The organism is Acidovorax sp. sif0632 (assembly GCF_019218805.1).
In the GTDB taxonomy this organism is placed as follows: Bacteria; Pseudomonadota; Gammaproteobacteria; order Burkholderiales; family Burkholderiaceae_C; genus Acidovorax; species Acidovorax facilis.
Map to the genome: position 1 here is coordinate 409,722 of NZ_JAHUWW010000005.1, position 26,132 is coordinate 435,853.

At 63.4% G+C, this 26,132-nt stretch carries 22 protein-coding genes; 9 read left to right on the forward strand and 13 right to left on the reverse strand.

The genetic code is table 11. From position 1 onward, the window contains the following. Positions 1-21: 21 nt before the first annotated feature. The 3 genes from KW832_RS18000 to KW832_RS25935 all read left to right on the forward strand — a co-directional run bounded on the left by KW832_RS18000 (position 22) and on the right by KW832_RS25935 (position 4,184). The gene (locus KW832_RS18000; RefSeq protein ID WP_218300707.1) at positions 22-1,086 is read left to right on the forward strand and encodes a recombination-associated protein RdgC; all 1,065 of its coding nucleotides are present in this window, start codon (positions 22-24) and stop codon (positions 1,084-1,086) included. Between the two features lie 159 nt (positions 1,087-1,245). Next, the gene (locus tag KW832_RS18005; protein WP_218300706.1) at positions 1,246-2,235 is read left to right on the forward strand and encodes an acyltransferase; all 990 of its coding nucleotides are present in this window, start codon (positions 1,246-1,248) and stop codon (positions 2,233-2,235) included. A 17-nt stretch (positions 2,236-2,252) separates the two neighbouring features. After that, positions 2,253-4,184, forward strand: coding sequence for an acyltransferase family protein (locus KW832_RS25935; protein ID WP_218300705.1), 1,932 nt, complete (start codon positions 2,253-2,255; stop codon positions 4,182-4,184). A gap of 43 nt (positions 4,185-4,227) precedes the next feature. Here the strand turns inward: KW832_RS25935 and KW832_RS18015 are convergent, their stop codons facing one another. From KW832_RS18015 to KW832_RS18055, 9 genes are all read right to left on the reverse strand, one after another. Beyond that, complete coding sequence (locus KW832_RS18015) at positions 4,228-6,090, reverse strand: beta-galactosidase (protein ID WP_218300704.1); 1,863 nt, start codon at positions 6,088-6,090, stop codon at positions 4,228-4,230. Between the two features lie 200 nt (positions 6,091-6,290). Further along, complete coding sequence (locus KW832_RS18020) at positions 6,291-7,025, reverse strand: gamma-glutamylcyclotransferase (protein ID WP_218300703.1); 735 nt, start codon at positions 7,023-7,025, stop codon at positions 6,291-6,293. Between the two features lie 173 nt (positions 7,026-7,198). Further along, entirely contained in the window at positions 7,199-7,996 is a 798-nt protein-coding gene (locus tag KW832_RS18025; RefSeq protein WP_218300702.1) for an enoyl-CoA hydratase/isomerase family protein, read from the reverse strand. Positions 7,997-8,083: 87 nt separating this feature from the next. Next, positions 8,084-9,883, reverse strand: a complete 1,800-nt coding sequence (locus KW832_RS18030; RefSeq protein WP_218300701.1) for a long-chain fatty acid--CoA ligase — start codon at positions 9,881-9,883, stop codon at positions 8,084-8,086. Further along, positions 9,880-10,698, reverse strand: coding sequence for an ABC transporter ATP-binding protein (locus KW832_RS18035; RefSeq protein ID WP_057271180.1), 819 nt, complete (start codon positions 10,696-10,698; stop codon positions 9,880-9,882). Before KW832_RS18035 ends, KW832_RS18030 begins: the two co-directional genes overlap by 4 nt. Positions 10,699-10,711: 13 nt before the next feature. Then, entirely contained in the window at positions 10,712-11,893 is a 1,182-nt protein-coding gene (locus KW832_RS18040) for an ABC transporter substrate-binding protein (RefSeq protein WP_218300700.1), read from the reverse strand. 17 nt (positions 11,894-11,910) lie between these two features. Beyond that, on the reverse strand, positions 11,911-12,948 hold the full coding sequence (locus tag KW832_RS18045; protein WP_218300699.1) for a branched-chain amino acid ABC transporter permease: 1,038 nt from the start codon (positions 12,946-12,948) through the stop codon (positions 11,911-11,913). A 176-nt stretch (positions 12,949-13,124) separates the two neighbouring features. Beyond that, positions 13,125-14,015, reverse strand: a complete 891-nt coding sequence (locus KW832_RS18050; protein WP_056056932.1) for a branched-chain amino acid ABC transporter permease — start codon at positions 14,013-14,015, stop codon at positions 13,125-13,127. Next, positions 14,012-14,854 carry an ABC transporter ATP-binding protein gene (locus tag KW832_RS18055; protein ID WP_108500294.1) on the reverse strand — a complete coding sequence of 281 codons (843 nt, stop codon included), beginning with the start codon at positions 14,852-14,854 and terminating at the stop codon, positions 14,012-14,014. The genes KW832_RS18050 and KW832_RS18055 overlap by 4 nt, the downstream gene beginning before the upstream one ends. Positions 14,855-15,010: 156 nt before the next feature. Between KW832_RS18055 and KW832_RS18060 the strand changes: the two genes are divergently transcribed. Beyond that, entirely contained in the window at positions 15,011-15,856 is an 846-nt protein-coding gene (locus KW832_RS18060) for a TetR/AcrR family transcriptional regulator (protein ID WP_218300698.1), read from the forward strand. A 66-nt stretch (positions 15,857-15,922) separates the two neighbouring features. Here KW832_RS18060 and cueR read toward each other — a convergent pair whose 3' ends face one another. Beyond that, positions 15,923-16,441: a Cu(I)-responsive transcriptional regulator gene (gene cueR / locus KW832_RS18065; protein ID WP_255577811.1), complete on the reverse strand. Its 519-nt coding sequence runs from the start codon at positions 16,439-16,441 to the stop codon at positions 15,923-15,925. Positions 16,442-16,477: 36 nt separating this feature from the next. After that, positions 16,478-16,681, reverse strand: coding sequence for a heavy-metal-associated domain-containing protein (locus KW832_RS18070; RefSeq protein WP_029414201.1), 204 nt, complete (start codon positions 16,679-16,681; stop codon positions 16,478-16,480). A 167-nt stretch (positions 16,682-16,848) separates the two neighbouring features. Between KW832_RS18070 and KW832_RS18075 the strand changes: the two genes are divergently transcribed. The 3 genes from KW832_RS18075 to KW832_RS18085 all read left to right on the forward strand — a co-directional run bounded on the left by KW832_RS18075 (position 16,849) and on the right by KW832_RS18085 (position 21,970). Next, entirely contained in the window at positions 16,849-19,110 is a 2,262-nt protein-coding gene (locus KW832_RS18075) for a cation-translocating P-type ATPase (protein WP_218300697.1), read from the forward strand. 120 nt (positions 19,111-19,230) lie between these two features. Next, on the forward strand, positions 19,231-20,913 hold the full coding sequence (locus tag KW832_RS18080; protein ID WP_218300696.1) for a methyl-accepting chemotaxis protein: 1,683 nt from the start codon (positions 19,231-19,233) through the stop codon (positions 20,911-20,913). Positions 20,914-21,382: 469 nt separating this feature from the next. After that, positions 21,383-21,970, forward strand: coding sequence for a hemerythrin domain-containing protein (locus tag KW832_RS18085; protein WP_218300695.1), 588 nt, complete (start codon positions 21,383-21,385; stop codon positions 21,968-21,970). A gap of 135 nt (positions 21,971-22,105) precedes the next feature. Here KW832_RS18085 and KW832_RS18090 read toward each other — a convergent pair whose 3' ends face one another. Further along, the gene (locus tag KW832_RS18090) at positions 22,106-23,212 is read right to left on the reverse strand and encodes an alkene reductase (RefSeq protein ID WP_218300694.1); all 1,107 of its coding nucleotides are present in this window, start codon (positions 23,210-23,212) and stop codon (positions 22,106-22,108) included. Between the two features lie 170 nt (positions 23,213-23,382). On the opposite strand from KW832_RS18090, the gene KW832_RS18095 reads away from it, so the two are divergent. Next, positions 23,383-24,609, forward strand: a complete 1,227-nt coding sequence (locus KW832_RS18095) for a YbfB/YjiJ family MFS transporter (RefSeq protein ID WP_218300693.1) — start codon at positions 23,383-23,385, stop codon at positions 24,607-24,609. Between the two features lie 165 nt (positions 24,610-24,774). Here KW832_RS18095 and gstA read toward each other — a convergent pair whose 3' ends face one another. Then, entirely contained in the window at positions 24,775-25,383 is a 609-nt protein-coding gene (gene gstA, locus KW832_RS18100; RefSeq protein WP_121421762.1) for a glutathione transferase GstA, read from the reverse strand. A gap of 355 nt (positions 25,384-25,738) precedes the next feature. On the opposite strand from gstA, the gene KW832_RS18105 reads away from it, so the two are divergent. Continuing rightward, on the forward strand, positions 25,739-26,132 hold a 394-nt coding region (locus tag KW832_RS18105; RefSeq protein WP_218300692.1), incomplete at its 3' end, for a hypothetical protein.

A 26,132-nucleotide genomic window follows, 5' to 3' on the forward strand; every position in this document is an offset into this window, starting at 1 on the left:
CTCCCGAACAAAAGGTTATCTGTGTTCAAGAACATGATCGTGTACCGCATTGCCCCGCAATGGCAGGTTGAATTGACGCAAGTAGAAGAAGCCCTGGCCAAGGCGCCCTTCATGGAATGTGGTGCCACCCAGGAAAAGTCCCTGGGCTGGGTGCCCCCGCGCGGTGATGCACACGGCCCACTGGCCGAGTCGGTCGGGGGCCAGTGGATCCTGCGCTTCATGGTCGAATCCAAAGTGCTGCCCGGCAGCGTGCTGGCCCGCCGCGTGAAAGAAAAGGCCGAGCGCATCGAGCAGGAAACCGGCCGCAAGCCCGGCAAGAAGGAAAGCAAGGAGCTCAAAGACGAGGCCAAGCTGGACCTGCTACCCATGGCCTTCACCAAGCAGGGCTCGATGTGGGTGTGGATCGACGCCACCTCGCGCCTGCTGGTACTGGACACCTCCAGCCAGGGCCGCGCGGACGAAGTGGTCACCCTGCTGATCGAGGCGCTGCCCGGCCTGTCGGTGTCGCTGCTGAACACCCAGACCAGCCCGCAGGCCGCCATGGCCCATTGGCTCAAGGAACAGGAGCCGCCCGTGGGCTTCACGGTGGACCGCGAGTGCGAACTCAAAAGCGCCAACGAGGAAAAAGCCGTGGTGCGCTACGCCCGCCACCCGCTGGATATCGAGGAGGTGCAGGCCCACATCGACGCCGGCAAGCTGCCCACCAAGCTGGCACTGACCTGGGACGACCGCGTGTCCTTCATGCTCACAGAGGGGCTGCAGATCAAAAAAGTGTCGTTCCTGGACACCGTGTTCGAGGGCACCAAGGCCGATGACGGTGGTTTTGACACCGATGTGGCGATTGCCACCGGCGAGCTGGTCAAGCTGATCCCGGACTTGATCGAGGCGCTGGGCGGAGAGGCGGAGAGTGGCGTGGCCAGTGCGGCAGCTGCGGTGGCTTCAGAGGGGGCCAGCATGCCAGCTCCTTCTGTGGAATCACGCGCCCCCACGAATTCAGCGCCTGCGCGAAAGAGTGGCGCTGGTGGCGTGGTGACGGGCCCTGCGCAAGTCCCGGTGGATACGGATCCGGAGTCGGCACCGTTTTGAGCGGAGAGTGTGAGAGAGCTGAGAAGGTGCTTTCTCCTGAATGCCGAGGTGTCTGGTCTAACAGATGCCGGTTGTTTTGCCCGTGGTTTGGCCGGCATGCGACACCTACCTACCAATTCTGGTAGTTAATATTTAATTGTCTCGCTATAAAATATTTGAATGAGTATTATTTCGTCAAAAAATCACTCCATTGAAACCTTGAGAGCACTGGCCGTGCTCCTTGTTTTTGCGAATCATCTCCATACCTTGAAGGTTGTTTCTATTCCATATTTTGGAATTGTAGGGGGGTGGATTGGGGTACAGATTTTTTTTGTTATCAGCGGATATTTGATTATTCAAAGCGCAATTAGATACTCTGCGATTGAATATATTAAGCATCGATTTTTTAGAATATATCCGGCATACCTGTTCTGGTTTGTTTTATTTTCTCTGGTTTTTGGTCATTTTCAATTGGAATCAATGGACTTTGAAAGTCTATTGATTCATTTGCTTTTTCTTCAGCATTTTTTTCCAGAAGCTTATTTAAAATATAATGCCTTGAGCGTGAGCTGGACATTGACCATCGAAGTGGTATGGTATGTGATTGCATTTCTCATCGCCGCCAAGTTTTTTAAAAGCCCAACCAAAATTACAGCGATTTTTGTAGTCGCTGCATGCGTTTGGGTGTTTGGTGGTACCAAATGGCATCCGTTGGTAAAAAGCATGGAAGGAATATATGTGTATTTCTTTATCCAAAATAATGCGATTTCCCAGATGCCATTTTTTCTTTTTGGTGCGTGGATTGCGGTCAAAAATCCAAGGTATGACAAAGCAGCATTGTTAGCCGTATTTGTATCGACCGTGGTTCTTTTTAAATCATGGGAGCCAATATTTCCGTCACCGATATTCCTCACAGGTCTTGGAGTGGCGGCATTATTTCTTATTTTGAAAAATTCTGAGTACGAAAATCCGAAATCGGTGAAATTGATGTCGGATATTTCTTATTCATTCTATTTGATTCACTATCCAGTCATTGTTTTGACAACTTCTGTTGTTCAAAACAAGTATCATCAAATGTTTTTGTCTTTCTTTGCAACGGTTACAATTTCTTATTTGAGCTATAAGCTGATTGAAAAGCCGTTCATGAACATTGCTAGACAAAAATCATAATTAATTTTGGCGGCTCAGTGAATACAGATAAAAAAATTGAATATCGTCCTGATATCGATGGATTGCGCGCCATTGCCGTATTGATGGTCCTTGCGGTTCACGCATCGCCTGCCAGCCTTCCCAATGGGTATGTTGGAGTGGACCTATTTTTTGTGATTTCGGGTTACCTCATTACATCCATTCTGTGCAGAGAGTTGGCTCAGGGGGATTTTTCCATTCGGGATTTTTACGTTCGCCGGATCAACCGTATCTTCCCTGCTCTGATCCTGGTGCTTCTGGGCTGCCTGCTTCTGGGCCCTGCGCTGATGTATCCAGGCGAATATGCCCAAATGGGCAAGTCGGCGCTGTTCAGTGCATTGTTTTCAGCCAATATTCATTTTTATCTGGAGTCTGGCTACTGGGATGTGGCCAGCAAGCTAAAACCGTTGCTGCATCTTTGGTCGCTTGGGGTGGAAGAGCAGTTTTACCTGTTGTGGCCATTGATTCTGCTATGGGCGCATCGTACGAAGCGTTCCATGGTGACGGTTTCTCTTGCCGTGGTTTTTGGCTCGATGGTGGTGAATCTGATCCTCACCAACAAAAGCCAGGCTGCGGGTTTCTACCTGCCGTTCGGGCGTCTTTGGGAGTTGGCCTGCGGCGGAGTGATGGCCTGTATTCAATGGCAAGCTGGAAGCAGGGTGTCCGCAAGTGCTTCTAGTGAAAAGCTGCGGCAGGATGTCTTGAATGTTGCAGGATGGTCCGGCATTGCTTTACTGGTCACTACCCAGGTTGTATTCATGGATGCCAACGCGTTTCCAGGCTTTTACACCCTGGCAGTGGTAATGGCCACCGCAATGCTGGTGCAAGCTGGGCCTGGCGCATGGTTCAATCGCAAGGTGCTTTCGCACCCCGCATTGGTCTATGTGGGCAAACTGAGCTACCCGCTGTACCTGTGGCATTGGCCGCTGTTGGTTTTTGTACGCCTGCTGGGGGATGGGCGTTGGTCGTCATCCCATCGAAATCTGGCGGTTCTGGCTTCGATCCTTCTGGCTGTGCTTACCTACCACGGCATTGAAAGACCGTTGGCCAGACATGTGAAAAACAAGAGGCTTCTTGCGGTCCTGCTCTTGGCACTGATGGTGGTGGCAGGGGGGATCGGCTGGCTTGGGCTTGCAGGCAAGGTTCCGTTGACAGGCGTGCCCTACCCCAATGCGGCACTGACTGCCTACGACAAGCCAGAGATAAAAAGCCAGGGGAAGATAGCCTTGGTGGGTGACAGCAATGCAGGGCACTTGTTCTACGGCCTTTCGCTGCTGTATGGGAATCGGCTGGAGGTCGCGTCCACGCCGGGTTGGCCTTATCTTGATGGTGTCAGATACCGGCCGGGCTATATGCCGCATCCAGAACATGTAGGTACCCCGGAGATGACGGAAAAGGTATTGCGCCGCCTGGAGTCAGATTCAGACGTCCGCTTGGTTGTCCTGTCCAATGTGTACTTGATTTACTTCACGGGCAATAGCCTGCGCAGTATCCGGGGTGCTGGGCCCGACGAGACATCGACCCAGGCGTATGAGCGCGGCCTGCGGCGCACCCTGGAGCGGCTGGTGGCCAAACAGAAGAAAGTGGTGTTGGTGAAGTCCATTCCTATTCATTCGGTGTTGCTGAATGTGACAGGCTGCGCTGGTGATGTCCGGCCCGCCTTGCGCCGCGAGCCCGCTGAATGTTTGCGGGCCAGGGATGCTGTCGATGCGGAAAGACGGGAATACGACGCCATGGTGGAACGGGTGATTGGCGGGCTGCAAGGCGTGCACGTGTTGAACACGCTGGATGAGCTTTGCGATGCTCAGTACTGCTATATCAACCACAAGGGGGTACAGATGTACATCGACCCAGGCCATTTCACTACGGCTGGGAGCCAGCTCATGGCGGCCGCTCTTGCTCGGAAGATTGAAGACGCGTTGGCGCCATGAAGCCTGTGGTCCCAGGGCCTCCGGGCCCTGGTCTGGCGGGTTTTCAGTTTTGGAATGCAGGCCGTTTGGTGGCCACTTTTGCAATCTCGCGCACAAACAGTTTCTTCCACGCATCCTGGGTTGAATCGGCGACCAGTTGCGGCATGAACCCGAATGCCAAAGTGCGTTCGCCTTTCACCAAGATGCCTTGTTCCCGTTGAAGCAGTTCTGTGGCCAGCACCTGGTACCCGGTGCGGGGCGTGATCGACGCGTAGCCCGCGTACAAGTGTTTTGAAGGCTTGAGCCGGTAGACCTTGCCGTCGATCAGGAAGATGCCGCCATTTTTCTTCCACTCGACATTGGCTATGCCGAATACCTCGTGCATCCAGTCAAAGGTGGGTTTGCCGTTTTCGTCGAATTCACCCAGACGCATGTCCTGAATGAGCGCGCCGCCGTTTTTCCAGTAGGCGGTCAACTTGGTCTTGATGCCTTGCGGCATGGCCACCTGGTGGGGCACTAGGATGGCATCCAGCTGCCCGATGATGGGGTCGTCCGCGAGAAGGTTCTTTTCGCCGATGACGTGGACCTGCATGCCGGGCTCGCTGCTCAGAATCTTGTAAGACGCGAACAGCGCATCGCGGTGGGTGTTTCTGCCCGCGCTTTTCTCACCGTGCCACACGTGGAAGTTGGTGGTGGAGCCCAGGATGCCAATTCTGACCCTGCGTTCCGTGCCCGCTGTGACGGCGGGGCCCGGCTTGGCAATGCGGGCGTGAAGCTTGTTCAGCTGCAGGCCAGCCAGCGGCCCCCCACCTGCCTGGTGGTGGAAGCCTCCGATCTCGTAGCCCATCACATGGGGCTGGGCCAGCGACTGGGCCACCGCCTGCTGGATGACGGGGATCAGCTCTGGCGTCTTCTTGGCGGCTTCCCACCGCTCACCATATGCGCCCACCATGACTTTCTTGTAGCCCAGTGAACCCATGTAGTTGGCCAGCGTGGGCAACACATCGGGGTCTGCCACCAGCCCATAGCCATCGTAGAAATTGAAGTCGATGACTGCGATGTCAATGCACGGGGCCAGCTTTTCGACGACACCCGTGGCGTAGATGGCGTCGTGGGAGGTAAAGGTTTCTGCAAAGTAGCCAATCGCCTCTGCCCCCTTGCTCCGGATCACATTGGCGTAGGCACAGGTGGCTTCCTGGAGCCGGGTTTCCCGGAATTCCTTGTGGGCGTGCAGCAGGGGCTCTGCTTTAGGAACACCTGCTGCGATGTGGTTGTTGTAGTTGATGATGGGCTGTTTGGCGTTGTACTTTTTGGCAAACGCATCCTGGGTCGAGTCCTTGTAGTCCCGCCACTGGTAGCCCATCTGCCCGTACTTGATTTCGTGTTCTTCCTGCAGGCCGATGGCGTAGCCCAGGACCTTGCCGGGGTAGCGCTTGGAGAAGTGATCGACCGTCTGTGCAATGAATGGGTCTGCATACTTCCTGATCGACGCATCGGTGAAGTCGGGCTGCCAGCTGGGGTCGCCCGAGAAATTGCGCATGGCCATGTCTGGATGTGCCGTGGTGATCCATTGCGGCACGGTGGACATGTTGGGCACGAGCTGGCCCGTCTCGTCCTTGTAGGGGCGTCCACCCATGTCAATGACCAGCAGCAGCGACAGGCCTCCGTTGACGATGGCATCCAGATGGCGGTGGTACTGGGAAAATTCGTACTGGCCCTTGCGACTTTCGATATCGGACCAGTTGAGATAGACGGTGGCGTGGCTGAAGCCCTGGGCCTTGAGTTCGCGGGGCAGGTTCTGGTTCTGATTCAACTCCCAGGGCATGACGATGATGCTGGAGACGGGAGCGGGTGGAGGTGGAGCTGCTTGGCTGGCCAGCGCAACCAGCGAAACAAGAACGGCGGCAATGCGGAGAATTTTTTTCATGAAAGCGCTGGAAGAAAGATTCCGTAGGAGGCGTTGGGCGGCCTGGATTCACAAAATGCGCCCCTCGCTGGGCGGTCGAAGCGCTGGCAACAAGAGGGATTTCCATTCCATTGTTCCATGAACAACAGGGATACCTTGATCTTGTGCTGCGCTACACCGGCACGGGTAGGTAGTGCGCCACCGCCTGCTCGAAACCTCGTTCAGCAGGCCGTCTGCACCATCTCCGCCAGTGCATGCACATAGGGGTCTACGATGCCCAGCACGCCGAATTGTGCGACCAGCTGATCAAGGTATTCGCGGTTGCTGCCGATGCGGCCACAGGCGCTGGCTATGGTGGCGGCGGTGGCCTGCATGGACAGGTCGCCCCGGTAGTGTGGATGGGCTGTATTGGCTGTCAGCACCAGCGCCTGGTTGACAGCACCCTGTGGCGTCTGCAACGGCAGCAGGGCGGGGCTGTAGGCGCCGGTGATCATCTCGCGGCGCCAGAGCAGGCGTGACTCCTCTTCAACTGCACAGGCCGGAATGCGGAACACCAGCCCGTCGCAAGACTGCGTTGCGTCGCGCTGCAGCGTGAGCACGAGACCGGGGCAATCCGGTGTGCCCCGGCCGATGGTGGTGCTCAGCGCAAAGCGCCGGGCGAATCCCGGCAGGTGCGCCCTGCGGACTTCGGCAAACTCCAGGCCGGGGTTCCACATCAGCGATCCATACGCAAACACCCACAGGTCGTCCCGGCGTTCGGACACGCCCGCAAGCACCTGGCGGCGCGAGCGTTCGACGTCGCCGTCGGGCAGGCGCCAATCGATGGGCAGGCCCTGGCTGCGCGCCTGCGCGTCCCATTCCGCCAGGACCTCGTCGGTCAACCGCAGTCCGCAGGCGTGGGCGGGGATGAGCCGTCCTTGAAGTTCGGGAAGGTGCACAAAGGCAGGGGGCGTCATGTGCTGGGACTGCAGGAGATCGTGGGGCAAGCTTTACTGTAGTGGTCCGAGAACGGTTGGATCAATGGGCCGACTGACAACTCAGTGTTCCAGCCATGGTGTTGATGGCGGCGCGCGGTGACGTGTTACGGCAGAGGCCATGAAAGAAGGGGGCGCCGCCGTGGCGAGGGCCGTCAGCGGCCCACAAATTGCGCGCTTTGGCGTTGGTGAAAGGCCTCCACCCCCGCGCGGAAGTCCTCGGTGCCCGCGCAGTGCACAAAGGCGTCTTTTTCTGCAGCCAGTTGCTCGGACAGGGGGCGGTCCATCGATTCGCGCATGAGGCGCTTCATGGCGCCGTAGGCCACGGTGGGCCCGGCGGCCAGGTGCTGGGCCAGGGTGGTGGTGGCCGTCTCCAGTTCGACGGCAGGCACGATGCGGTTGATGAGGCCCATGCGCAGGGCGTCGTCGGCCGTGAAGGCTTCACCCATCAGCGCGATTTCCAGCGCCTTGCGCACGCCCACCAGGCGCGGCAGCGCCCACGATGCGCCCACGTCGCAGCTGGTGCCCAGGTTGATGTAGGCCAGGTTCAGGCGTGTGCCTTCGGCAGCGATCACGTAGTCGGCCATGAGCAGCAGGCTCAGGCCTGCGCCGGCGGCCACACCGTGCACTTGCGCAACGACGGGCGCGTTCATCTGCGCCAGCAGGAGCAGTGCTGCGTTGAGCGGCGTGAGGATGTCGATGGCGCCCTGCACCGGGTCGGCGCGCAGGGTGGTCAGGTCGCCCCCGGCCATGAAGCCGCGGCCGTTGCCACACAGCACTGCGGCGCGCACGCTGGGGTCGGCGGCAATGGTCTGCACGGCGGCCAGGAAGGCGTTGGCCATGGGCACATCGATGGCGTTGAGCGCATCGGGCCGGTTAAAGCGCAGCGTGGCAATGGCGCCGTTTCGTTCCAGCAGCAGGGGGGCGGTCGGGTCGGCGGCGGTGGTTTTCATGTCAAATTGGCCTCTGGCGCTTGATGGATAAGCGCTGATAGCTCCTGTTTTGATAGTGATCTACGCGACAAGTGGTGAGCCCCGGGGCTAGTGGTACAGCGCCTCGATCTCGGCCGCGTAGGTCTTGTAGATGCTGGAGCGGCGCACCTTCATGGTCGCCGTCACCTCGCCGTCGTCGTGGTCCAGCTCCTTGGTCAGCAGGTGGAACTTGCGGATTTGCGAGACCTGCGCGAGGCGTTGGTTGCCCTGGTTGATTTCGGCATCGATGAGGCTGCGCACTTCGGGGTGCTCCACCAGCGAGCGAAAGTGCGTGAACGGAATGCGCCGCGCCTCGGCCCATTTACCCACGGTCTCGTAGTCGATCATCACCAGCGCGCCGACGAACTTGCGGCCTTCGGCCACGATGATGCATTCCTTGATGAAGGGACTGCCCTTCATCGTGTTCTCGATCTCGGACGGTGTGAGGTTCTTGCCGCCCGCCGTGATCATGATGTCCTTGAGGCGGTCCACGATCTTGATCTGGCCTTGCTCCTCGCGCACCACGTCGCCGGAGTGCAGCCAGCCGTCCACGATGCTGCCGGCCGTGGCCTCGGGGTTCTTGTAGTAGCCCGCAAACACCATGTCGCCCCGCAAATGCAGCTCGCCGTTGTCGGCAATGCGGTGTTCCACGCCCAGCGTAGGCACGCCCACGGTGCCCACCACCACATGGTCCAACCGGTGGCCCGTGACCATGCCGGTGGATTCGGTTAGGCCATACACCTCGATGAGTGGCACGCCCAGCCCGCGGAAGAAGCGCACCACATCGGGCGGAATGGGCGCAGCGCCGGTGAGCGCCACATGGGCATTGCGCAGGCCGATGAAGTTCTGCAGCGCTCGGAACACCAGCCAGTAGCTCACGGCAAAGGTGAGCTTGTCGGTTGCGCTCCAGGCACTGCGCGGCTTCTCGGCCAGCGGCTTGCAGGCGTTGTAGGCCTTGTGGAACAGCGCGCGGCGCAGGCCACCCGTTTCCTGCAGCTTGATGTGGATGGCAGCGTGCAGCTTCTCCCAGATGCGGGGCACACCCAGGAACATGGTGGGAGCGACCTCGCGCAGGTCTTCCTGCACGGTGCGGATGGACTCGCCAAAGTTCACCTGCGAGCCGATGTACACCGGCACAAAGCTGGTGAGCATCTGCTCGGCCACGTGGCACAGCGGTAGGTACGACAGGTGCGTGGTCTCGCGCGACAGCTCCAGCCGGTCCACGATGCCGGGCACCACGCCCCGGATGTTGCGGTACGAAATCATCGCGCCCTTGGGCTTGCCGGTGGAGCCTGAGGTGTAGATCATCAGGCCCACGTCATCCAGCCGCTGGCGTGCCAGGGCATCGTCGATGAGGGGTTGTTGATTGGACGCCGCGCCCAGCTGCTCGACCTCGTCGAAGGTGGTGATGAACTGCCGCACCTCGGGCGCAAAGCTGCGCAGGCCCTTGGTCTCCATGACCACGATTTTTTTCAGGCGCGGCAGCTCGGGCAGTGCGGCCAGCAGCTTGTCGGTCTGCTCCTGGTCTTCGCAGACCATGATCTCGATGTCGGCATGGCCGACCACATAGGCCACTTCGTTGGTGGGGCTGGTGGGGTACACACCCACGGTCACGGCGCCCACCAGGCCCGCGCCCATCTGGGCCAGCACCCATTCGATGCGGTTCTCGGAAATCACGCCCACATGCCCGCCCGCAGGCAGGCCCAGAGCGCGCAGCCCCAGGCCGAAGTGGCTGGCACGCTGGTGGTACTGCGCCCAGGTGAAGGGCTTCCAGATACCGAAGTCCTTTTGCCGGATGGCGATGCGCTGCGCGTCGGTGCGCGCGCGCTCGCGCAGCATCTGGGGCAGGGTGAGGTCGGGGAGCGTCATGACAGCCACCTTTTGCGGCGCTTGTAGTGTTTGATGTCCTTGAAGCTCTTGGCCTCGCCACCACCGCCCATGCCAAGGTAGAACTCGCGCACGTCCGGGTCATTGGCCAGGCGTTCGGCCGTGCCGTCGATCACGATCTTGCCGTTCTCCATGATGTAGCCCCGGTGCGCCACGGCCAGGGCCACGGTGGCGTTTTGCTCCACCAGCAGCATGCTGGTACCGCGCTCGGCATTGATGCGCGCAATGATGGTGAAGATGTCTTCGACCAGCTTGGGGGAGAGCCCCAGCGAGGGCTCGTCGAGCAGGATAAGCTGGGGCTGTGCGATGAGCGCGCGGCCAATGGCCAGCATCTGCTGCTCGCCGCCCGACAGGTACCCGGCCAGGCCCTTGCGCCGCTCGTGCAGGCGCGGGAAGTAGCTGTAGACCAGGTCGAAATCCGGTGTTGCGTCTTTCCGCCCCGTGAGCGCATAGGTCGCCGCCACCAGATTCTCTTCGACCGTGAGGTCTTCAAACACGCGGCGGCCTTCCATCACATGGCTCAGGCCGTTGCGCACCAGTTGCTGCGGGGCCAGCGCCGCTGTGGGCTGGCCATTGAAGTGGATGCTGCCGCTCTCCACCGTGCCATCTTCGAGCGCCAGCAGCCCCGACACCGCCTTGAGCGTGGTGCTTTTGCCCGCCCCGTTGCTGCCCAGCAGCGCCACGATCTGCCCACGTGGCACGGCCAGCGACAGGCCACGCAGGGCCTGCACCACCTTGTTGTAGATGACCTCGATGTTGTTGACTTCGAGGACGTTGGCCGGGGTTGGCTGGGTCATGGCAAAGGCGAGGTCAGAGCTTGATCCAGTCAGACGCGGCCACCATTTTTTGCGCCTTCATGTCGGCGCGGTACACGCGTCCCACGGGGATGGAGTTGCCGCTGATGGTGATCGGAACGCCGATCAGCCCGCCGGTGTCGAAGTCCTTGATGCTGTTGAGCGCGACCTTGAGGTTGGGGCCGGTGAGGGGATTGCCTGCGTCCAGCGTGCGCTTTGCTGCCTCGGTGAACAGCATCGCGGCCAGAAAACCCTGGATGTAGGCCGTGCTCTGGTACTCGGGCCGCAGCGCGCGGATCTTCTCCAGCATCGGCGCCTTCTCGGTGTCGTAGTAGTAGCGGTAGGGCATCACGCCCATGAAGCCGTCGGCGGCGTCGCCCATCTTCATCACGGTGGAGCTGTCCATGGTCCAGAAGGTGCCCATCCACTTGCTGGTCATGCCCTGCTGCTTGCCCTGGGTGATGAACTCAGGGATGGGCGCGAGGATGTAGCCGTGAAAGATGGTGTAGTCGGGCGCCGCGCGGCGCAGCTTGATGACCTCGGTGGACACGTCCACGCTGCCGGCGGGCGTCATGATCTTGATGGGCACCGACAGGCCCAGCTGCTTGGCCATGGCTTCGCTGGACTCGATGGGGTCGCGGCCGAATTCCGAATCGGAGTACACGAAGGCCACCTTGGCACCGGGCTTTTCCTTGGCGATGTGCTTGAGCAGGATGCCGAACATTTCGGTGTAGTCGGGGCCCACAAGGAACTGGTTGGGGTACTTCTTGGGGTCGTTGAGTTCGGTGGCAAACGACGCGCCCGCCATCAGGATGTTGCCGTTGCGGTCCAGCTCGGGGTTGATGGTTTTGGAGAAGCCCGTGGAGTCGCCGTAGTACAGGTTGACCTTGTTCTGGCTGGTGATCTTCTTGAACGCAGCCACCGACACATCGACCTTGTAGCCGGTGTCCTCGGGCACGTACTTGACCTTGCGGCCCTTGATGCCACCCGCGTCGTTGAGCATCTTCACGTAGTCGCCCATGCCCGCGTTGATGCCCACGCCCGCAAACGCGAACACGCCGGTGAGCGGGATGGAGCCGCCGATCACGATCTCTTCGGCGCCCTGGGCCAGCACCGACAGTGGGCTGGTGAGGGCGGCGGCGCCAGCGGCTCCGAGCAAGAGTTGACGGCGCTGGAAGGAAGTGCGTTGTGTGTCCATGGTTGTCTCCTATAGGTTTAGTTGCGGAAAGGCCAGAGATGGAAGAAACGACGGACGCGCCGCCACACTTCGGCCAGGCCATGGGGCTCGAAGACGAGAAAACCGATGATGAGCAGGCCAAAGATGACCGTGCGCACGGGCGAGAGGAACACGGTGAGTTCGCTGCCGCCGGGCAGCAGGCCCACCACGAGCTTGAGCAGCTCGGGCACCATGGTCATGAACACCGCGCCCAGGATGCCGCCCAGGATGGATCCCATGCCGCCGACGATGATGGCCGCGAGGAAGAAGATGGACATGAGCAGCGGAAAGCTCTCGGGCGTGACCACGCGAAAGAAGTACGCCCACAGCCCGCCCGCTACCCCCGCATAGAACGACGACAGCCCAAACGACAGCAGCTTGTAGCGCAGCAGCGGTATACCCAGCACCTCGGCCGAGATGTCGCGGTCGCGAATGGCGATGAAGGCACGGCCCACGCGCGTGCGAAACAGGTTGGCCGCGCCCAGCAGCATGAGGAGGGTGACGGGCACGATGAGCCAGTACAGGCGGAACGAGGTGTCGAGCGCCATGCCAAACAGCTTGGCGGGTGGCACGCTCAGGCCGCCAGTGCCGCCGGTGAACTTCCAGTTGGCAAAGATGAAGTGCGCGATGAACGATGCGGCAATGGTGGCAATCGCCAGGTACAGCCCTTTGACGCGCAGCGATGGGATGCCCACCACGATGCCACCCAGCATCGCCACAAACCCACCGGCCAGCAGGTTCAGGATGAACGGCGTGCCCACCTTGGTTTCCAGCACGGCCACGGTGTAGGCGCCCAGGCCCATGAACGCCGCTTGCCCCAGGCTCACGAGGCCTGTGTAGCCCGTGAGGATGTTCAAGCCCGTGGCGCTGGCCACATTGATGCTGACCAGGCAGGCCAGGTACAGCCAGTAGTCGCTGGCCATGAACGGGAACAGCACCAGCAGCGTGGCGCCCACGGCCAGCCACACTTTTTGCGTGCGCGAGTCGAACAGCGCAGCGTCGGTGATGTAGGTTTCCTTGAGGGTTCCGATGCGCATGGATCAAGCCTCCAAGGCGCAGATGTGTTTTGGCATCGTCGGCCTGACATTTGCCAAGCCTTTGTGCGAAAGGCCGCGGAGCAGGCCATGCGAGTGACCGCCGTGGAACCGGCTTTGCCGGGCCACCGGCGGTGTCCCCCTTGAGGGGGAAGACGCGAAGCGGCGCAGGGGGTGTTTCATAGTCTTTCGATTTCGTGGGTGCCGAACAGGCCATAGGGCCGCACCAGTAACACGGCGACCAGCACGATGAAGGTGGCCAGCAGCTTGTATTCGCCGCCCAGGTAGGCCCCGGCCAGTGCCTCGATCAGGCCGATGAGGATGCCGCCGACGAGCGCGCCCAGCACGCTGTCGAGCCCGCCCACGATGACTACCACCAGCACCGACAGTCCGAACACGCCCATGCTGGAAGAGATGCCGCCAATCGAACCAACGATGATCCCGGAGATGGCCGCGAGCATGGCCGACGCCACCCAGGCCAGCGAGAACACGCGCGGCACGTTGATGCCCACCGAATACGCGGCCGCCTGGTCGCTGGCCGTGGCGCGCAGGGCCACGCCGCCGCGCCAGAAGCGGAACACCACCAGCACCGCTGCAATGAAAACGATGGCAATCACGGCGCCCCAGAACACCTTGGGTGCGAGGAAGGCATCCCCCACCATGATGGGCTGCGTGGGCATGAAGTCGGGTAGGCGGCGCTGGTCGGCCGTCCAGATCATTTCCACCAGGCCCACGAGCACCGAGGCCAGGCCCACGGTGACCATGAAGACGGAGATCGGCGGCTCGCCCAGCAGCGGGCGGATCATGGTGCGCTCGATCACCGCGCCCAGCAGGCCCGTGCCCAGCACCGCGGCGGGGATGGCCAGCCACAGCGGCAGCGCAAACATGGATGCGAAGGTGAAGAACAGGTAGGCCCCTACCATCAGCAGCTCGCCAATGGCGATGTTGACCACGCGCGTGGCCTTGTAGACCATGACGAAAGCCAGTGCGGCCAGCGCATAGAGCCCGCCACCGGCGATGCCGGTGAGGCTGATCTCAAACAGGTAGGCCCAGTCGAAGTTGCCGGTCATGCGGTGGTCACTCCCTGCAGCTTGGCACGCAGGTCGCCCACGTCGCCCGCGCCCAGGTAGGCGCGGATGACCTCGGGGTCCGCCTGAACCTGCGCGGGCGTGCCCTGCGCGATGACCTGGCCGAAGTTGAGCACCACCACGTGGTCCGACAGGTCCATCACCATGCCCATGTCGTGCTCCACCATCAGCACCGTCACACCCCACTCTTCGCGCACATCGAGGATGAAGCGCGCCATGTCTTCGGTCTCTTCGCGGTTCATGCCGGCCACGGGCTCGTCCAGCATCAAGATCTGCGGCTGCATGGCGAGGGCCCGGGCCATCTCCACGCGCTTTTGCAGGCCGTAGGGCAAGGCCGAGACGGGTGCGTGGCGGATGTGGTCGATTTCGAGAAAGTCGATGATGCGCTCCTCGATGTCGCGGCGCAGTTCGGCCTCTTCGCGGCGCGCGCGGCCGAAGTACAGCAGCGCGTCGAGCACGTTGGTTTTGAGGTGCGCGTGTCGGCCCAGCTTGATGTTGTCGAGCACCGTCATGCCGCGAAACAGCGCGATGTTCTGAAAGCTGCGGCCCAGGCCCAGCTTGGCGCGCTGCGGTGCGGGCACGCGGGTGATGTCCTGCCCCTGAAAGCGGATGGACCCCTGGCTGGGCCGGTAGAAGCCCGAGATGGTGTTGAACAGCGAGGTCTTGCCCGCACCGTTGGGGCCGATGACGGCGGTGATGGAGCCGGGCTGCACGTCAAACCCCACGCCGGTCAGCGCCTTCACGCCACCGAACGCCAGGGTCACGCCCTGCACCTGCAACAGGGGCGTGGCAGCAGCGGGGCCGGAAGGGGTTGTCTCCATTGGCTTTCTAATACGGGTTGTTCGCAGCTTCTGAACAGAAATTTCTTGCAGACCCTGCAGAAATTACCTACTTGTGCGTAAACTGTTTACTCGTGAGTAGATTCTGGAAGCCGCCACCCCGTTCAGCATCCGTACTTTCCCGAGGAATCGCCCCCCATGCCCCAGGCCAAAGCGGCATCGACCCGACGCAGCAGCAAAAGCAGCACGAGCAGCGGCAGCAGCACCCAGCGCGCGGCCCCCAAGCCCTCATCCTCATCCTCAGCCCCGGCCCCCGGGCCCGAAGACGCGCCCGACGCCGCTTCGCCCTGGGCCCCTGTGTCGCACCGCGAACGACAGCGTGAGGCCAAGCGCAACGCCGTGCTGCAGGCGGCGGCCCAGCTGTTCAACGAGCGCGGCTTTCACGCCACCTCGCTCGACGACATCGCTGCGCGCCTGAACGTGACCAAGCCCACGCTGTACTACTACGTGAAGAACAAGGACGAGATCCTGTTGCAGTGCGTGGGCAAGGGGCTGGCGATGATGCTCGAAGGCATCGACGCATCCCGCGCCGCAGGCGGCAAGGCCATCGACCAGCTCATGACCTGCATGCAGGTGTATGCGCGCATCGTCACCATGGACTTCGGCATGTGCCTGATCCGCGTGGGCGACGAGCAGGTGCCCCCCGAAAGCCGCAAGGAGCTGCGCCGCCTCAAGTCCGCCATCGACCAGGAGTTCCGCCGCCTAGTGGCTGAGGGCGTGGCCGAGGGCTCGATCCAGCCCTGCGACCCCAAGATCACGGCCTTTGTGATTGCAGGTGCGCTCAGCTGGATCGGCCGCTGGTACCAGCCCGGCGGCGAGTACACGGCCGAGCAGGTGGCACAGCAGTGCATTGCGACGCTGTGTGACGGGGTGTTGCGGCGGCCAGCTGACAGCACTGCGCTGAACACCGCCGCCGTGCCCGCCCCCAAACGCAGGGCGGCGAGCAGCAAAGCCAATACCGCTGTTCGGCCCAGCGGGGGCTGATGTGCCTCGGTGGGTCGGATTTTAAGCAAAACTGGCCTCTAGCGCTTTATGGATAAGCGCTAAATGCTATTGATTTGGTAGCGTTTTGCGCTGTGCCCTGGGGGGGTTGTGTTCCGCCTGCCCTGCCGCCAGGTCATCCAATATTGGACAGTCCGGCCGGTCGTTGCCCTTGCAGCACGACACCAGCGTTTGCAGGCTACGCTGCATGGCCTGCATCTGGGCGATGCGTTCGCTCAGGTCGTCGATGTGTTGCTGGGCGATGCGCTTGACCTGGCTGCTGGCGCGGCTGCGGTCGTGCCACAGGCCCAGCAGCTCGGCGATTTCTTCCATCGAAAATCCGAGGTCGCGGCTGCGGCGGATGAAGTGCAGGGCGTGCACGTCGGCCTCGGTGTACTGGCGGTAGCCGCTGTCGGTGCGCGCCACGCCGTTGATGAGGCCCAGCGATTCGTAGTGCCGCACCATGCGCGCCGAGATGCCTGCGCGCTTGGCAGCGACGCCGATGGGCACGGGCCAGGCGATGGGGCGGGGTGCTGTGGCCTTGGCGCGCGTGGTGGGCGCGGCATCGGGAGAATGGGGCGTGGTCATGGTGTGGCCCTCGCTGGGTGCGTGGTGGCGCGGCGCTCAGGCCGCGACGGTGTAGCCTTCTTCGGCAATGGCGGCGGCCAGGGCTTCGCGCGGGGCGGTGCTGTCCACGTCCACCTTGCCGCTGGCGCGGTCGATGCGGACCTGGGCGTCGGGGTCGATCTGCTGCACGGCCTGGGTGACGGCGCGTTCGCAGTGGCCGCAGGTCATGCCTTGAACTTGGAAAGTAGTGGTGGTTGTCATGGGGTGTCCTCGGGTTGGTTTTCAAAAGGGCCGTTGAAGCGACCGAAGTGAATGTTGAAGCTTGACATCGTGGCAGAGTCAAACACCGCTCAAGACACTCATGATGTGAGGGTTGATCAATATCAATGCTTGACCTTGCCATCACGTCAAGGATCAGCATCCCGGCCATGAACACCATCACCACCCCCCCCAACACCGCGCCCGGGTCTGTGCACTCGCTGGACCTGGGCATTTCTGGCATGACCTGCGCAAGCTGCGTGGGCCGTGTGGAGCGTGCACTGCGCAAGGTGCCGGGCGTGCAGGAGGCCTCGGTCAACCTGGCGACCGAGTCTGCGCGCATTGCCTTTGTCACGCAGGTGGGCGCCGACGCCGCTGCCATGGAGGCCGTGCTGCGCCGCGCGGTGCGCAATGCGGGCTACGATCCGCGTGCGGCGGGGCAGGAGGATGCTCCGGAGGACTTGTCACCCTGGGCCGGCTCTTTACCCGTGGGCATTGGCCTGCTGCTGTCGGCGCCGCTGGTGCTGCCCATGATCGGTGACCTGTTCGGCCAGCACTGGATGCTGCCGGCCTGGGTGCAGTTTGTGCTGGCCACGCCGGTGCAGTTCATCCTGGGGGCGCGGTTTTACAAGGCGGGCTGGCATGCGGCCAAGGCGCTGAGCGGCAACATGGATTTGCTGGTGGCGCTGGGCACCAGTGCGGGCTGGGGCCTGTCGATGTGGCTGTGGCTCACGGCCCCCACGGACCACCCGGGGCATGTGCCGCATCTGTACTTTGAGGCCTCGGCCGTGGTGGTCACGCTGGTGCTGCTGGGCAAGTGGCTGGAGGCGCGCGCCAAGCGGCAGACCACGGCCGCCATCCGCGCGCTGCATGCGCTGCGGCCCGATGTGGTGCATTTGCTGACCAAGCAGGGCGAGGTGGATGTGCCGGTGTCCGAGGTGCTGGTGGGTGACCAGCTGGTGGTGCGGCCGGGAGAGCGCATCCCCGTGGATGGCACGGTGCACGAGGGCCACACGCAGGTGGACGAATCCATGCTGACGGGCGAGCCCTTGCCGGTGGCGCGCGATGTGGGCGCGGCGCTCACGGGCGGTTCGATCAATGGTGATGGCCGCATCGTGATGGCGGTGACGGCCGTGGGCGCCGAGACGGTGCTGGCCCAGATCATCCGGCTGGTGGAAGACGCGCAGGCGGCCAAGGCGCCCATCCAGCGGCTGGTGGACCAGGTGTCGGCCGTGTTTGTGCCCGTGGTGCTGGTGGTGGCGGTGGTCACCCTGCTGGGCTGGCTGTGGATGGGCGTGGGCATGGAGGCCGCGCTGATCCACGCCGTGGCCGTGATGGTGATTGCCTGCCCTTGTGCGCTGGGGCTGGCCACACCGGCGGCCATCATGGCGGGCACGGGCGTGGCAGCCAAGAACGGCATTTTGATCAAGGACGTGCAAGCCTTGGAGCTGGCCCACAAGGTGGATGTGGTGGCTTTTGACAAGACCGGCACGCTGACCGTGGGCCAGCCTCGGCTGACAGCGTTTGAGGTAGTGCCAGGCCTCGACGATGCGGCCGTGATGGCGGCGGTGGCTGCGGTGCAAAGCGGCAGCGAACACCCGCTGGCGCGTGCCGTGGTGGCGGCTGCGGGCGAGAGGCAGATCAGCGTGGCCACCGCGCAGGACGTGCGCGCCGTGCCTGGGCGCGGCACCGAGGGCGAGGTGGACGGCCAGAGCTACCTGGTGGGCAGCCTGCGCTGGATGCAGGAGCTGGGGGTGGACCTGGGTGCGCTGGCGGCGCGGGCACAGGAGCTGCAGAACGAGGGGGCCACCGTATCGGCTGTGGCCCAGCGCGTGACGGAAGGGTTGGCGCTTCGTGCCCTGATGGCTTTTGGTGACGAACCCAAGCCCGGTGCACGTGAGGCGCTGGCGGCACTGAAGGCGCGTGGCATCCGCACCGTGATGATTTCGGGTGACAACCGCGGCGCGGCCGAGGCCATGGCCCGGCGCCTGGGGCTGGACCCCGACGCGGGCGAGGTGATGGCCGAGGTGCTGCCGGGTGACAAGGCCGCGAAGGTGGTGGCATTGCAACAAGGGCCTGATGGCAAGCGCCATCAAGTGGCGATGGTGGGCGACGGCGTTAACGATGCCCCGGCCCTCGCGGCTGCGGATGTGGGCATGGCCATGGGCAATGGGACCGACGTGGCCATGCACGCGGCGGGCATCACGCTGATGCGGGGCGACCCGATGCTGGTGGCAGCGGCGCTGGATATTTCGCACCGCACGGTGATGAAGATCCGGCAGAACCTGTTCTGGGCGTTTGCATACAACGTGGCGGGCATCCCGCTGGCGGCCCTGGGCTTTCTGAGCCCGGTGGTGGCGGGGGCTGCGATGGCGCTGAGTTCGGTGAGCGTGATGGCGAATGCCCTCTTACTCAAGCGGTGGCGCATGTGATAAATACGTACAACACGGTCATCGATGTCTGGCAAACTGCAACGATTTGTTGCGAATCCGTGGCCTCGGGGGAGGTGCGACAGGCGCACAGGCATACCAATATATGAAGGACGACAGATCATGAATCTCTTCTCGCTCATGCGGCAGTTCACCATACGTTTGCGCATGCTGGGGGCCATTGGCGTGGTGCTGGGGCTGCTGGGGCTGCTGGGGGGCGCCGGCATGCTGGGCATGTTCCGCATCCACAACATGAGCCAGGACTTCATGGACCACTCGTTTGCCGAGGTGGGCTACATGGCCGAGCTGCGGGGCGAGATGGGGGCCATTCGCCAGTTCGAGAAGGACATGATCATTGGCTACGAAAAGCCCGAGGCGGTGAAAGCGGCGCACGCCAAATGGCTGGAAAGCCAGGACAAGGCCAAGAAGATTGCGAACAAGTTCCTGGAAGGCGAGGAAGACTCTGACAACCCTGTGGTGCGCAACATCGTCAAGCGCCTGGACAGCTACCGCGAGCTGTTCGCGCACGTGGCGCGCCAGCTGGAGGCCAGCGGCTACGACACGGCCACGATTGCCAACCGCATGAGCGGCAAGGCCGTGGCCGAGTTTGCCGAGGCCGACAAGCTGATGGCGGAGCTTGATTCCGTGCTGCGCGCCGAGGTGGCCAAGTCGGTGGAGCAGCAGGGCGAGGTGTCTGAGCAGACCAAGTGGCTGTTTGTGCTGGCCGTGCTGATCACCGTGGTGGTGGTGGTGCCTACCACGCTGATGAACATGAACTCCATCTGCCGCCCGTTGGAAGATGCGCGCAGGATGGCGCAGGCGATTGCGGGGGGTGACCTGTCGCAGAACATCGCGGCCGAGGGCAAGGACGAAGTGGCCGACCTGCAGCGCGCGCTGCGCGACATGCAGCAGGGCCTGGGCGCGCTGGTGGCGCAGGTGCGTGATGCCAGCGGCAACATCGCCACGGCCAGCCAGGAGATTGCCACGGGCAACCAGGACCTGTCGCAGCGCACCGAGCAGACGGCCAGCAACGCCCAGGAGGCCGTGTCTTCGCTGTCGCAGCTGACCGCCACGGTGCAGCAGACGGCGTCGTCGTCGCAGATGGCGAACCAGTTGGCGGCCTCGGCCTCGCAGATGGCCACGCACGGCGGTGGCGTGGTGCAGCAGGCCGTGGCCAGCATGCACGAGATCTCCACCTCCAGCCGCAAGATCGGCGACATCATCGGCCTGATCGACTCGATTGCGTTCCAGACCAACATCCTCGCGCTGAACGCTGCCGTTGAGGCCGCCCGCGCGGGGGAACAGGGCCGGGGCTTTGCGGTGGTGGCCAGCGAAGTGCGCAGCCTGGCGCAGCGCTCTGCCGCAGCAGCCAGCGACATCAAGGGGTTGATCCAGAACAGCGTGACGGCCGTGGACGGTGGCGTGCGCCACGTGGAAGAAGCGGGCACGGCCATGAAGGACATCGTGAGCAGTGTGCAGCGCGTGGGCGACATCATTGGCGAGATCACGGCAGCGGCGTCCGAGCAGTCGGCCGGCATCGGCCAGGTGAATGGCTCGGTGGGCGAGATCGACCGCATGACGCAGCAGAACGCGGCGTTGGTGGAAGAGTCCGCTGCTGCCGCCGAATCACTTCGCGAGCAGGCCGCGCGGCTGTCGCAGGTGGTGCAGCAGTTCCATCTGGCCGACTCTATGGGGCATGGCCAGGCTCACCGCAGCGGCGGTGGCAGCAACAGCGTGGCCGCGCCATATGCCGAGGCACCGACGCAGGTTTCATCAGGCCCCACGCAGGCTCGGCTGGCGCGCTGATCTGTTGCCCGTGCTGCGCATGCGCAGCCAGTGCATCAAGGCCCTGCAGGCTTGGCGTGCAGGGCTTTTTTATTTGGCTGCTCTCCATGCTGCCGCGGAGAGGGGTAGATCAGGCCGCAGTCCGTTTATTGACCTGGGTCATGGGCGTGCTGTGTGCTGCATGGCACCCTTAGAACCTGTTCAAGATCTTTTCGGGGTCGCACAAGGTCCTTACCGGGATGGGATGCAAGGCGCGGGGCGCAGTGGATAGCCCGCCTATCCACAAGCGCCGCAACGCCGCAGACCGCCCGGCAAGGCATTTGCCCGAAGGGTTGGAGTGAAATCGGGCGATTAGGAGCCTCGACTGCTTGCTTGGGCACGAGCCCATGCGGCGCATCCGAAGCATCCACTCATCCCGATTGCACTCCAATGCGATCCCCGAAAGATCTTGAACAGGTTCTTAGAGTTCGTCTAACCTGGGGAGTGCACCATGCCGTCGATCAGCCTGCGGACCATTCGCGAAGAGCATGCGTCGCTTGCGGCGGTGCTCCATTCCTTGCGCCTGATGCTGGACCAGGGCCCGGGCGATGCGCCTGCCGCGTTCTTTGACGTGATGCGGGCCATGCTGTTCTACATCGACGAGTTTCCCGAAAGGCAGCACCACCCCAAAGAGTCGCAGTGGCTTTTCCCCAAAGTGGCCGAGCGCGCGCCCCAGGCCGCTGAGGCCATTGCGCAGCTGGAGCGCGACCACGAAGGTGGCGAGGCAGCGGTGCGGGAGCTGCAGCACCTGCTGCTGGGCTGGGAGCTGATGGGTGATGGCCGCCGCGAGGCCTTTGCCGACGCGCTGCAGCGCTATGTGAGCTTTTACCTGGAGCACATGCGCACCGAGGAAACCGTGGTCCTGCCGGCGGCGCAGGAGTGCCTGCAGCCCGGTGATTGGGTGGCCATTGATGCGGCCTTTGCCAGCAACACCAACCCGCTGGCCCCGGGCAAGCCGCGCGATGCGGCGTATGACCGGTTGTTCACCCGGATCGTGATGCGGGCGCCCAGCCCGATAGGGCTTGGAAGCCCCCCCTGAGTCGCCTGCGGCGCCTTCCCCCTCAAGGGGGACGCCGCCAGCGTGGCGGGGCGGCCCTTGCGCGGCGGCCCTGGCTTGGGGCGCGCCGGTATCCACCGTTGTGTGGCGAGACTGCCGCTTGGTGGACAGGGCTGTTCAGCCCGCTGTCAAGGCTGGATAGTCGGTGTACCCCTCAGCACCGCCTCCGTACAGCGTCGCGCGGTTGATTTCGTTCAGCGGGGCGTTGCTCTCCAGGCGCGCCACCAGGTCGGGGTTGGCGATGAAGGGGCGGCCAAAGGCAACAATGTCGGCACCGTGGGCCAGTGCGGCATCGGCCAGCTCGCGGGTGTAGGCGTTGTTGACCATCCAGGCGCCCTTGCCACCGGCTGCGCGGTAGGCGGCCTTGAGGGCGGCGTAGTCGAAGGGGCGGCCTTCCACCTCGCGCGGGCCGCCGGTGGCGCCTTCGATGATGTGGATGTAGGCCAGGTTCAGGGGCGCGAGCTGGCGCACCACGTGGTCGAACAAGGGCTGTGGGTCGGCGTCCACGATGTCGTTGGCGGGGGTGACGGGCGACAGGCGGATGCCGGTGCGGCCGCCGCCGATTTCTTCGACGATGGCGCGGGTCACTTCCAGCAGCAGACGGGCGCGGTTGGCGATGCTGCCGCCGTAGTCGTCGGTGCGCTGGTTGGCACCGGTCTTGAGGAACTGGTCGATCAGGTAGCCGTTGGCCGCGTGGATCTCCACACCGTCAAAGCCCGACGCAATGGCGTTGCGTGCGGCGTGGCGGTAGTCCTGCACGATGCCGGGGATCTCTTCGGCATCGAGCGCGCGAGGCATGGAGGTCGGCGTGAAGGTGGGCACGCCGTCCTTGATGAGCACGGTCTTGGTGTTGGCCTGCACGGCCGAGGGCGCGACGGGGGCGGCGTTGCCGGGTTGCAGGTCGGTGTGCGAGACACGGCCCACGTGCCACAGCTGCACCACGATCTTGCCGCTGGCGTCATGCACGGCGCGGGTCACCTTCTTCCAGCCATCCAGCTGCTCAGTGCCGTACAGACCGGGCACATCGGCATAGCCCTGGGCTTGTGGGCTGATGGCCGTGGCCTCGGAAATGATGAGGCCGGCACTGGCGCGCTGCGCGTAGTAGGTGGCAACCAGGTCGGTGGGGATGGCCTCGGGCGAGCGGTTGCGCGTCAGGGGCGCCATGGCAATGCGGTTGGCCAGCTGAAGGTCGCCCGCGCGGGTGGGTTCAAACAAAGAGGTCATGGTGAGGGTGTCCTGAGGGGCTGTGTGCAAGAAAAGCAGCCTTTCAGCTTAATGCTGCAGCGCAAAACGTGCAGCACACTTGCGTCAACAAGGGCACAGGTTTTGTGTTAGCCCGGTCCGCTGACTGTCGTGCCAGCGGCGCGGGGGCTGTTGCACGAGAATGGACCGCCATGCCCTTGCCACCGCCTTCCGCACCGTTGTTCGTCTCCCCGTTGCGCAGCCTGTGGCTGGCCGTTGCCTTGTCGATGGGCGCCGCTATCTCGCTGGGCATCACGCGGTTTGCCTATGCCTTGTTGTTGCCGCCCATGCGGGAAGACCTGGGCTGGTCGTACACGCTGGCGGGCGGCATGAACACGGTGAACGCGCTGGGCTATCTGCTGGGGGCTCTTGCCACGCCGCTGCTGTTGCGGCGCGTGGCCCCGGGGACGGTGCTGGTGGCAGGTGCGGTGATGGCCACGGTGTTCATGGGCCTGAGCGGATTTTTCACGCAGGCAGCGCCCCTGCTGGTGCAGCGCCTGCTGGCCGGTGGTGCCAGTGCGCTGGTGTTCATTGCGGGGGGCCTGCTGGCGGCACGCCTGGGCGCCCAGGTGCCGGGGCGCAGCGGTTTGCTGCTGGGCCTGTACTACGGCGGCACGGGCTGGGGCATCAGCCTGTCGGCCTTGCTGGTGCCTGCGGTGCTGGCAGTGGCCCCCGCGCCGCATGGCTGGACCTGGGCCTGGTGGGCGCTGGCGCTGGCCTGCATGGCGGCCACGGCGGTGCTGCTGTGGCCTGCGCGGGCGTTGAACGGGTTGGCTGCACCCGTGGCCGCCGCATTCGGGACCACACCGGAGGCTGCAGTGCCCGACCGCGTGCGCTGGCGGGCGCTGGCTCCTGCGCTGCTGGGTTATGGCCTCTTTGGCGTGGGCTACATCGGCTACATGACCTTTGTGGTGGCGTTGCTGCGAGAGCAGGGCCGGGGTGCGGTCGAGGTGACGCTGTTCTACGCCCTGCTGGGGCTGGCCGTGGTGTTGTCGTCGCGCATCTGGGCCGGGCTGCTGGACCGCAGCCGGGGCGGTGAGGCCCTGGCGCGCCTGAATGCGCTGCTGGGCGTGGCCACCATCCTGCCCGCCATCACCGGGGCTTGGCCGGTGGTGCTGGCCTCGGGGCTGCTGTTTGGCGGGGTGTTTCTGTCGGTGGTGGCATCGACCACGGCGCTGGTGCGGCACAACCTGCCGCAGGCGCTGTGGGCCAGCGGCATCAGCGCGTTCACCATCGTGTTTGCGGCGGGGCAGATCGTGGGGCCCACGGTGGTGGGCTGGATTGCCGATGGCCCTGGAGGCCTGGCGCGCGGGCTGGTGTTCTCGGCCTGCGCGTTGTGGGTGGGGGCGCTGGTGGCGTGGCGGCAGAAGCCGCTGTAGCGCAACTGGGGTTTTGGCCGCGCGTCGAGCTACGTGCTCCCAATCGATACTGGCGGGGCCTAGGCCAGGAACGCCGAGCAAGGGCCGCCCCGCAGCGAGGGTGTTGTCCCCCTGCCTGCGTAGCGAGAGCGGGGGGAAGGCGCGCAGCGCCTCAGGGGGGTGTCCCTATTTCAGCAGGCCTTCTGCCTTCATGGCCGCCTGCACCGCAGGCCGTGCACCCACACGCTCGCGGTAGGCCGCCAGATTCGCCAAGCCGGAGATGTCGAGCTTGGTGGGTTGGGTCCAGTTGGTCACGGTGAACAAGTAGCCGTCGGCCACGGTGAACTGGTCGCCCATCAGGTACTGCTTGCCCGCCAGCTGGCCATCTACCCACTGCAGGCGTTGCAGCAGCCGCTCGCGCACCATGGGTTTGTAGTCCTCGGGGGTGGCGGGGTTGAACAGGGGGCTGAAGCCTTTGTGCAACTCGGTGCCGATGAAGGTCAGCCACTCCTGCAGGCGGTAGCGCGCCAGGGTGCCGTTGGCGGGGGCCAGTTGCTTGTCGGGCACTTGGTCGGCGATGTATTGCACGATGGCCGGCCCTTCGCGCAGGCGCTCGCCGTTGTCCAGCTCCAGCACGGGCACGTAACCCAGCGCATTGATGGTGTAGTAGTCGGTACCATCCTGCAGCTTGTGGCTCTTGGTGCTGGCCAGCACGGGGGTGTAGGCCAGGCCGGCCTCTTGCAGGGCGATGTGGGGAGACAGGGAGCAGGCGCCGGGTGAGTAGTAGAGCTTCATGGATCGGTCCTTGAATTCGTGAAAGAGTGACAAACGGTGAAGCTGTCGATGCTATGCGCTTCGCTGTTTTTATGTCGGCCGACAGTGCGTGGTGGCCTCGGTCATTCCTCTGCGGCCCTCACCCTGGTAAAAATCTGTAACCCGCGCAGCCCACCTCCTGCATTCCCCGCGCGTAGAATGCTCCTGATTTAGTAGCTGCTTGCGCATTCTCCACAGCCCCTACAGCACGATTCCTTGCATTCACCGCCGCCCACACTGGCCCGTCCCATGTAGGGGTCATTCCTAGCTAGGAACACTCCTAGCTAGGAGCCTTCCCAGTTTCGCGCGCTGATGCCTGTAGGCACAGTCGCGCGCCATGCAAGTCGCCCCCTCAGCCTCCACCTACGCTCCCGCCCCTGGCGACCTGGCCAGCCAGCCCGCCCCTGGCAGCGCATTCAACAGCTACACAGACCAACCCCAGGACAACGCTGGCGCCTTCACCGACAGCGGCCCAGGCGGCTATGGCCAGCCCGACCCCTACGCTGACACGGCCTTGGCCAGCACCTCCCTCTTCGCCCCCACCGACCACACCCCCAGCACCACACTGGCCCTGATGGTGCAGGCACAGACCAAGCCTCTGCAGGTCACCCCGGAGAACGCAGCAGGTCTCGGTATCGACCTGGTGCAGACCAAACCCCTGCAGATCACTCCCGAGAACCCAGCCATTGGCACTGCCAGCGCCCAGGCAGCAGCCCCCCACGCCAGCCCCA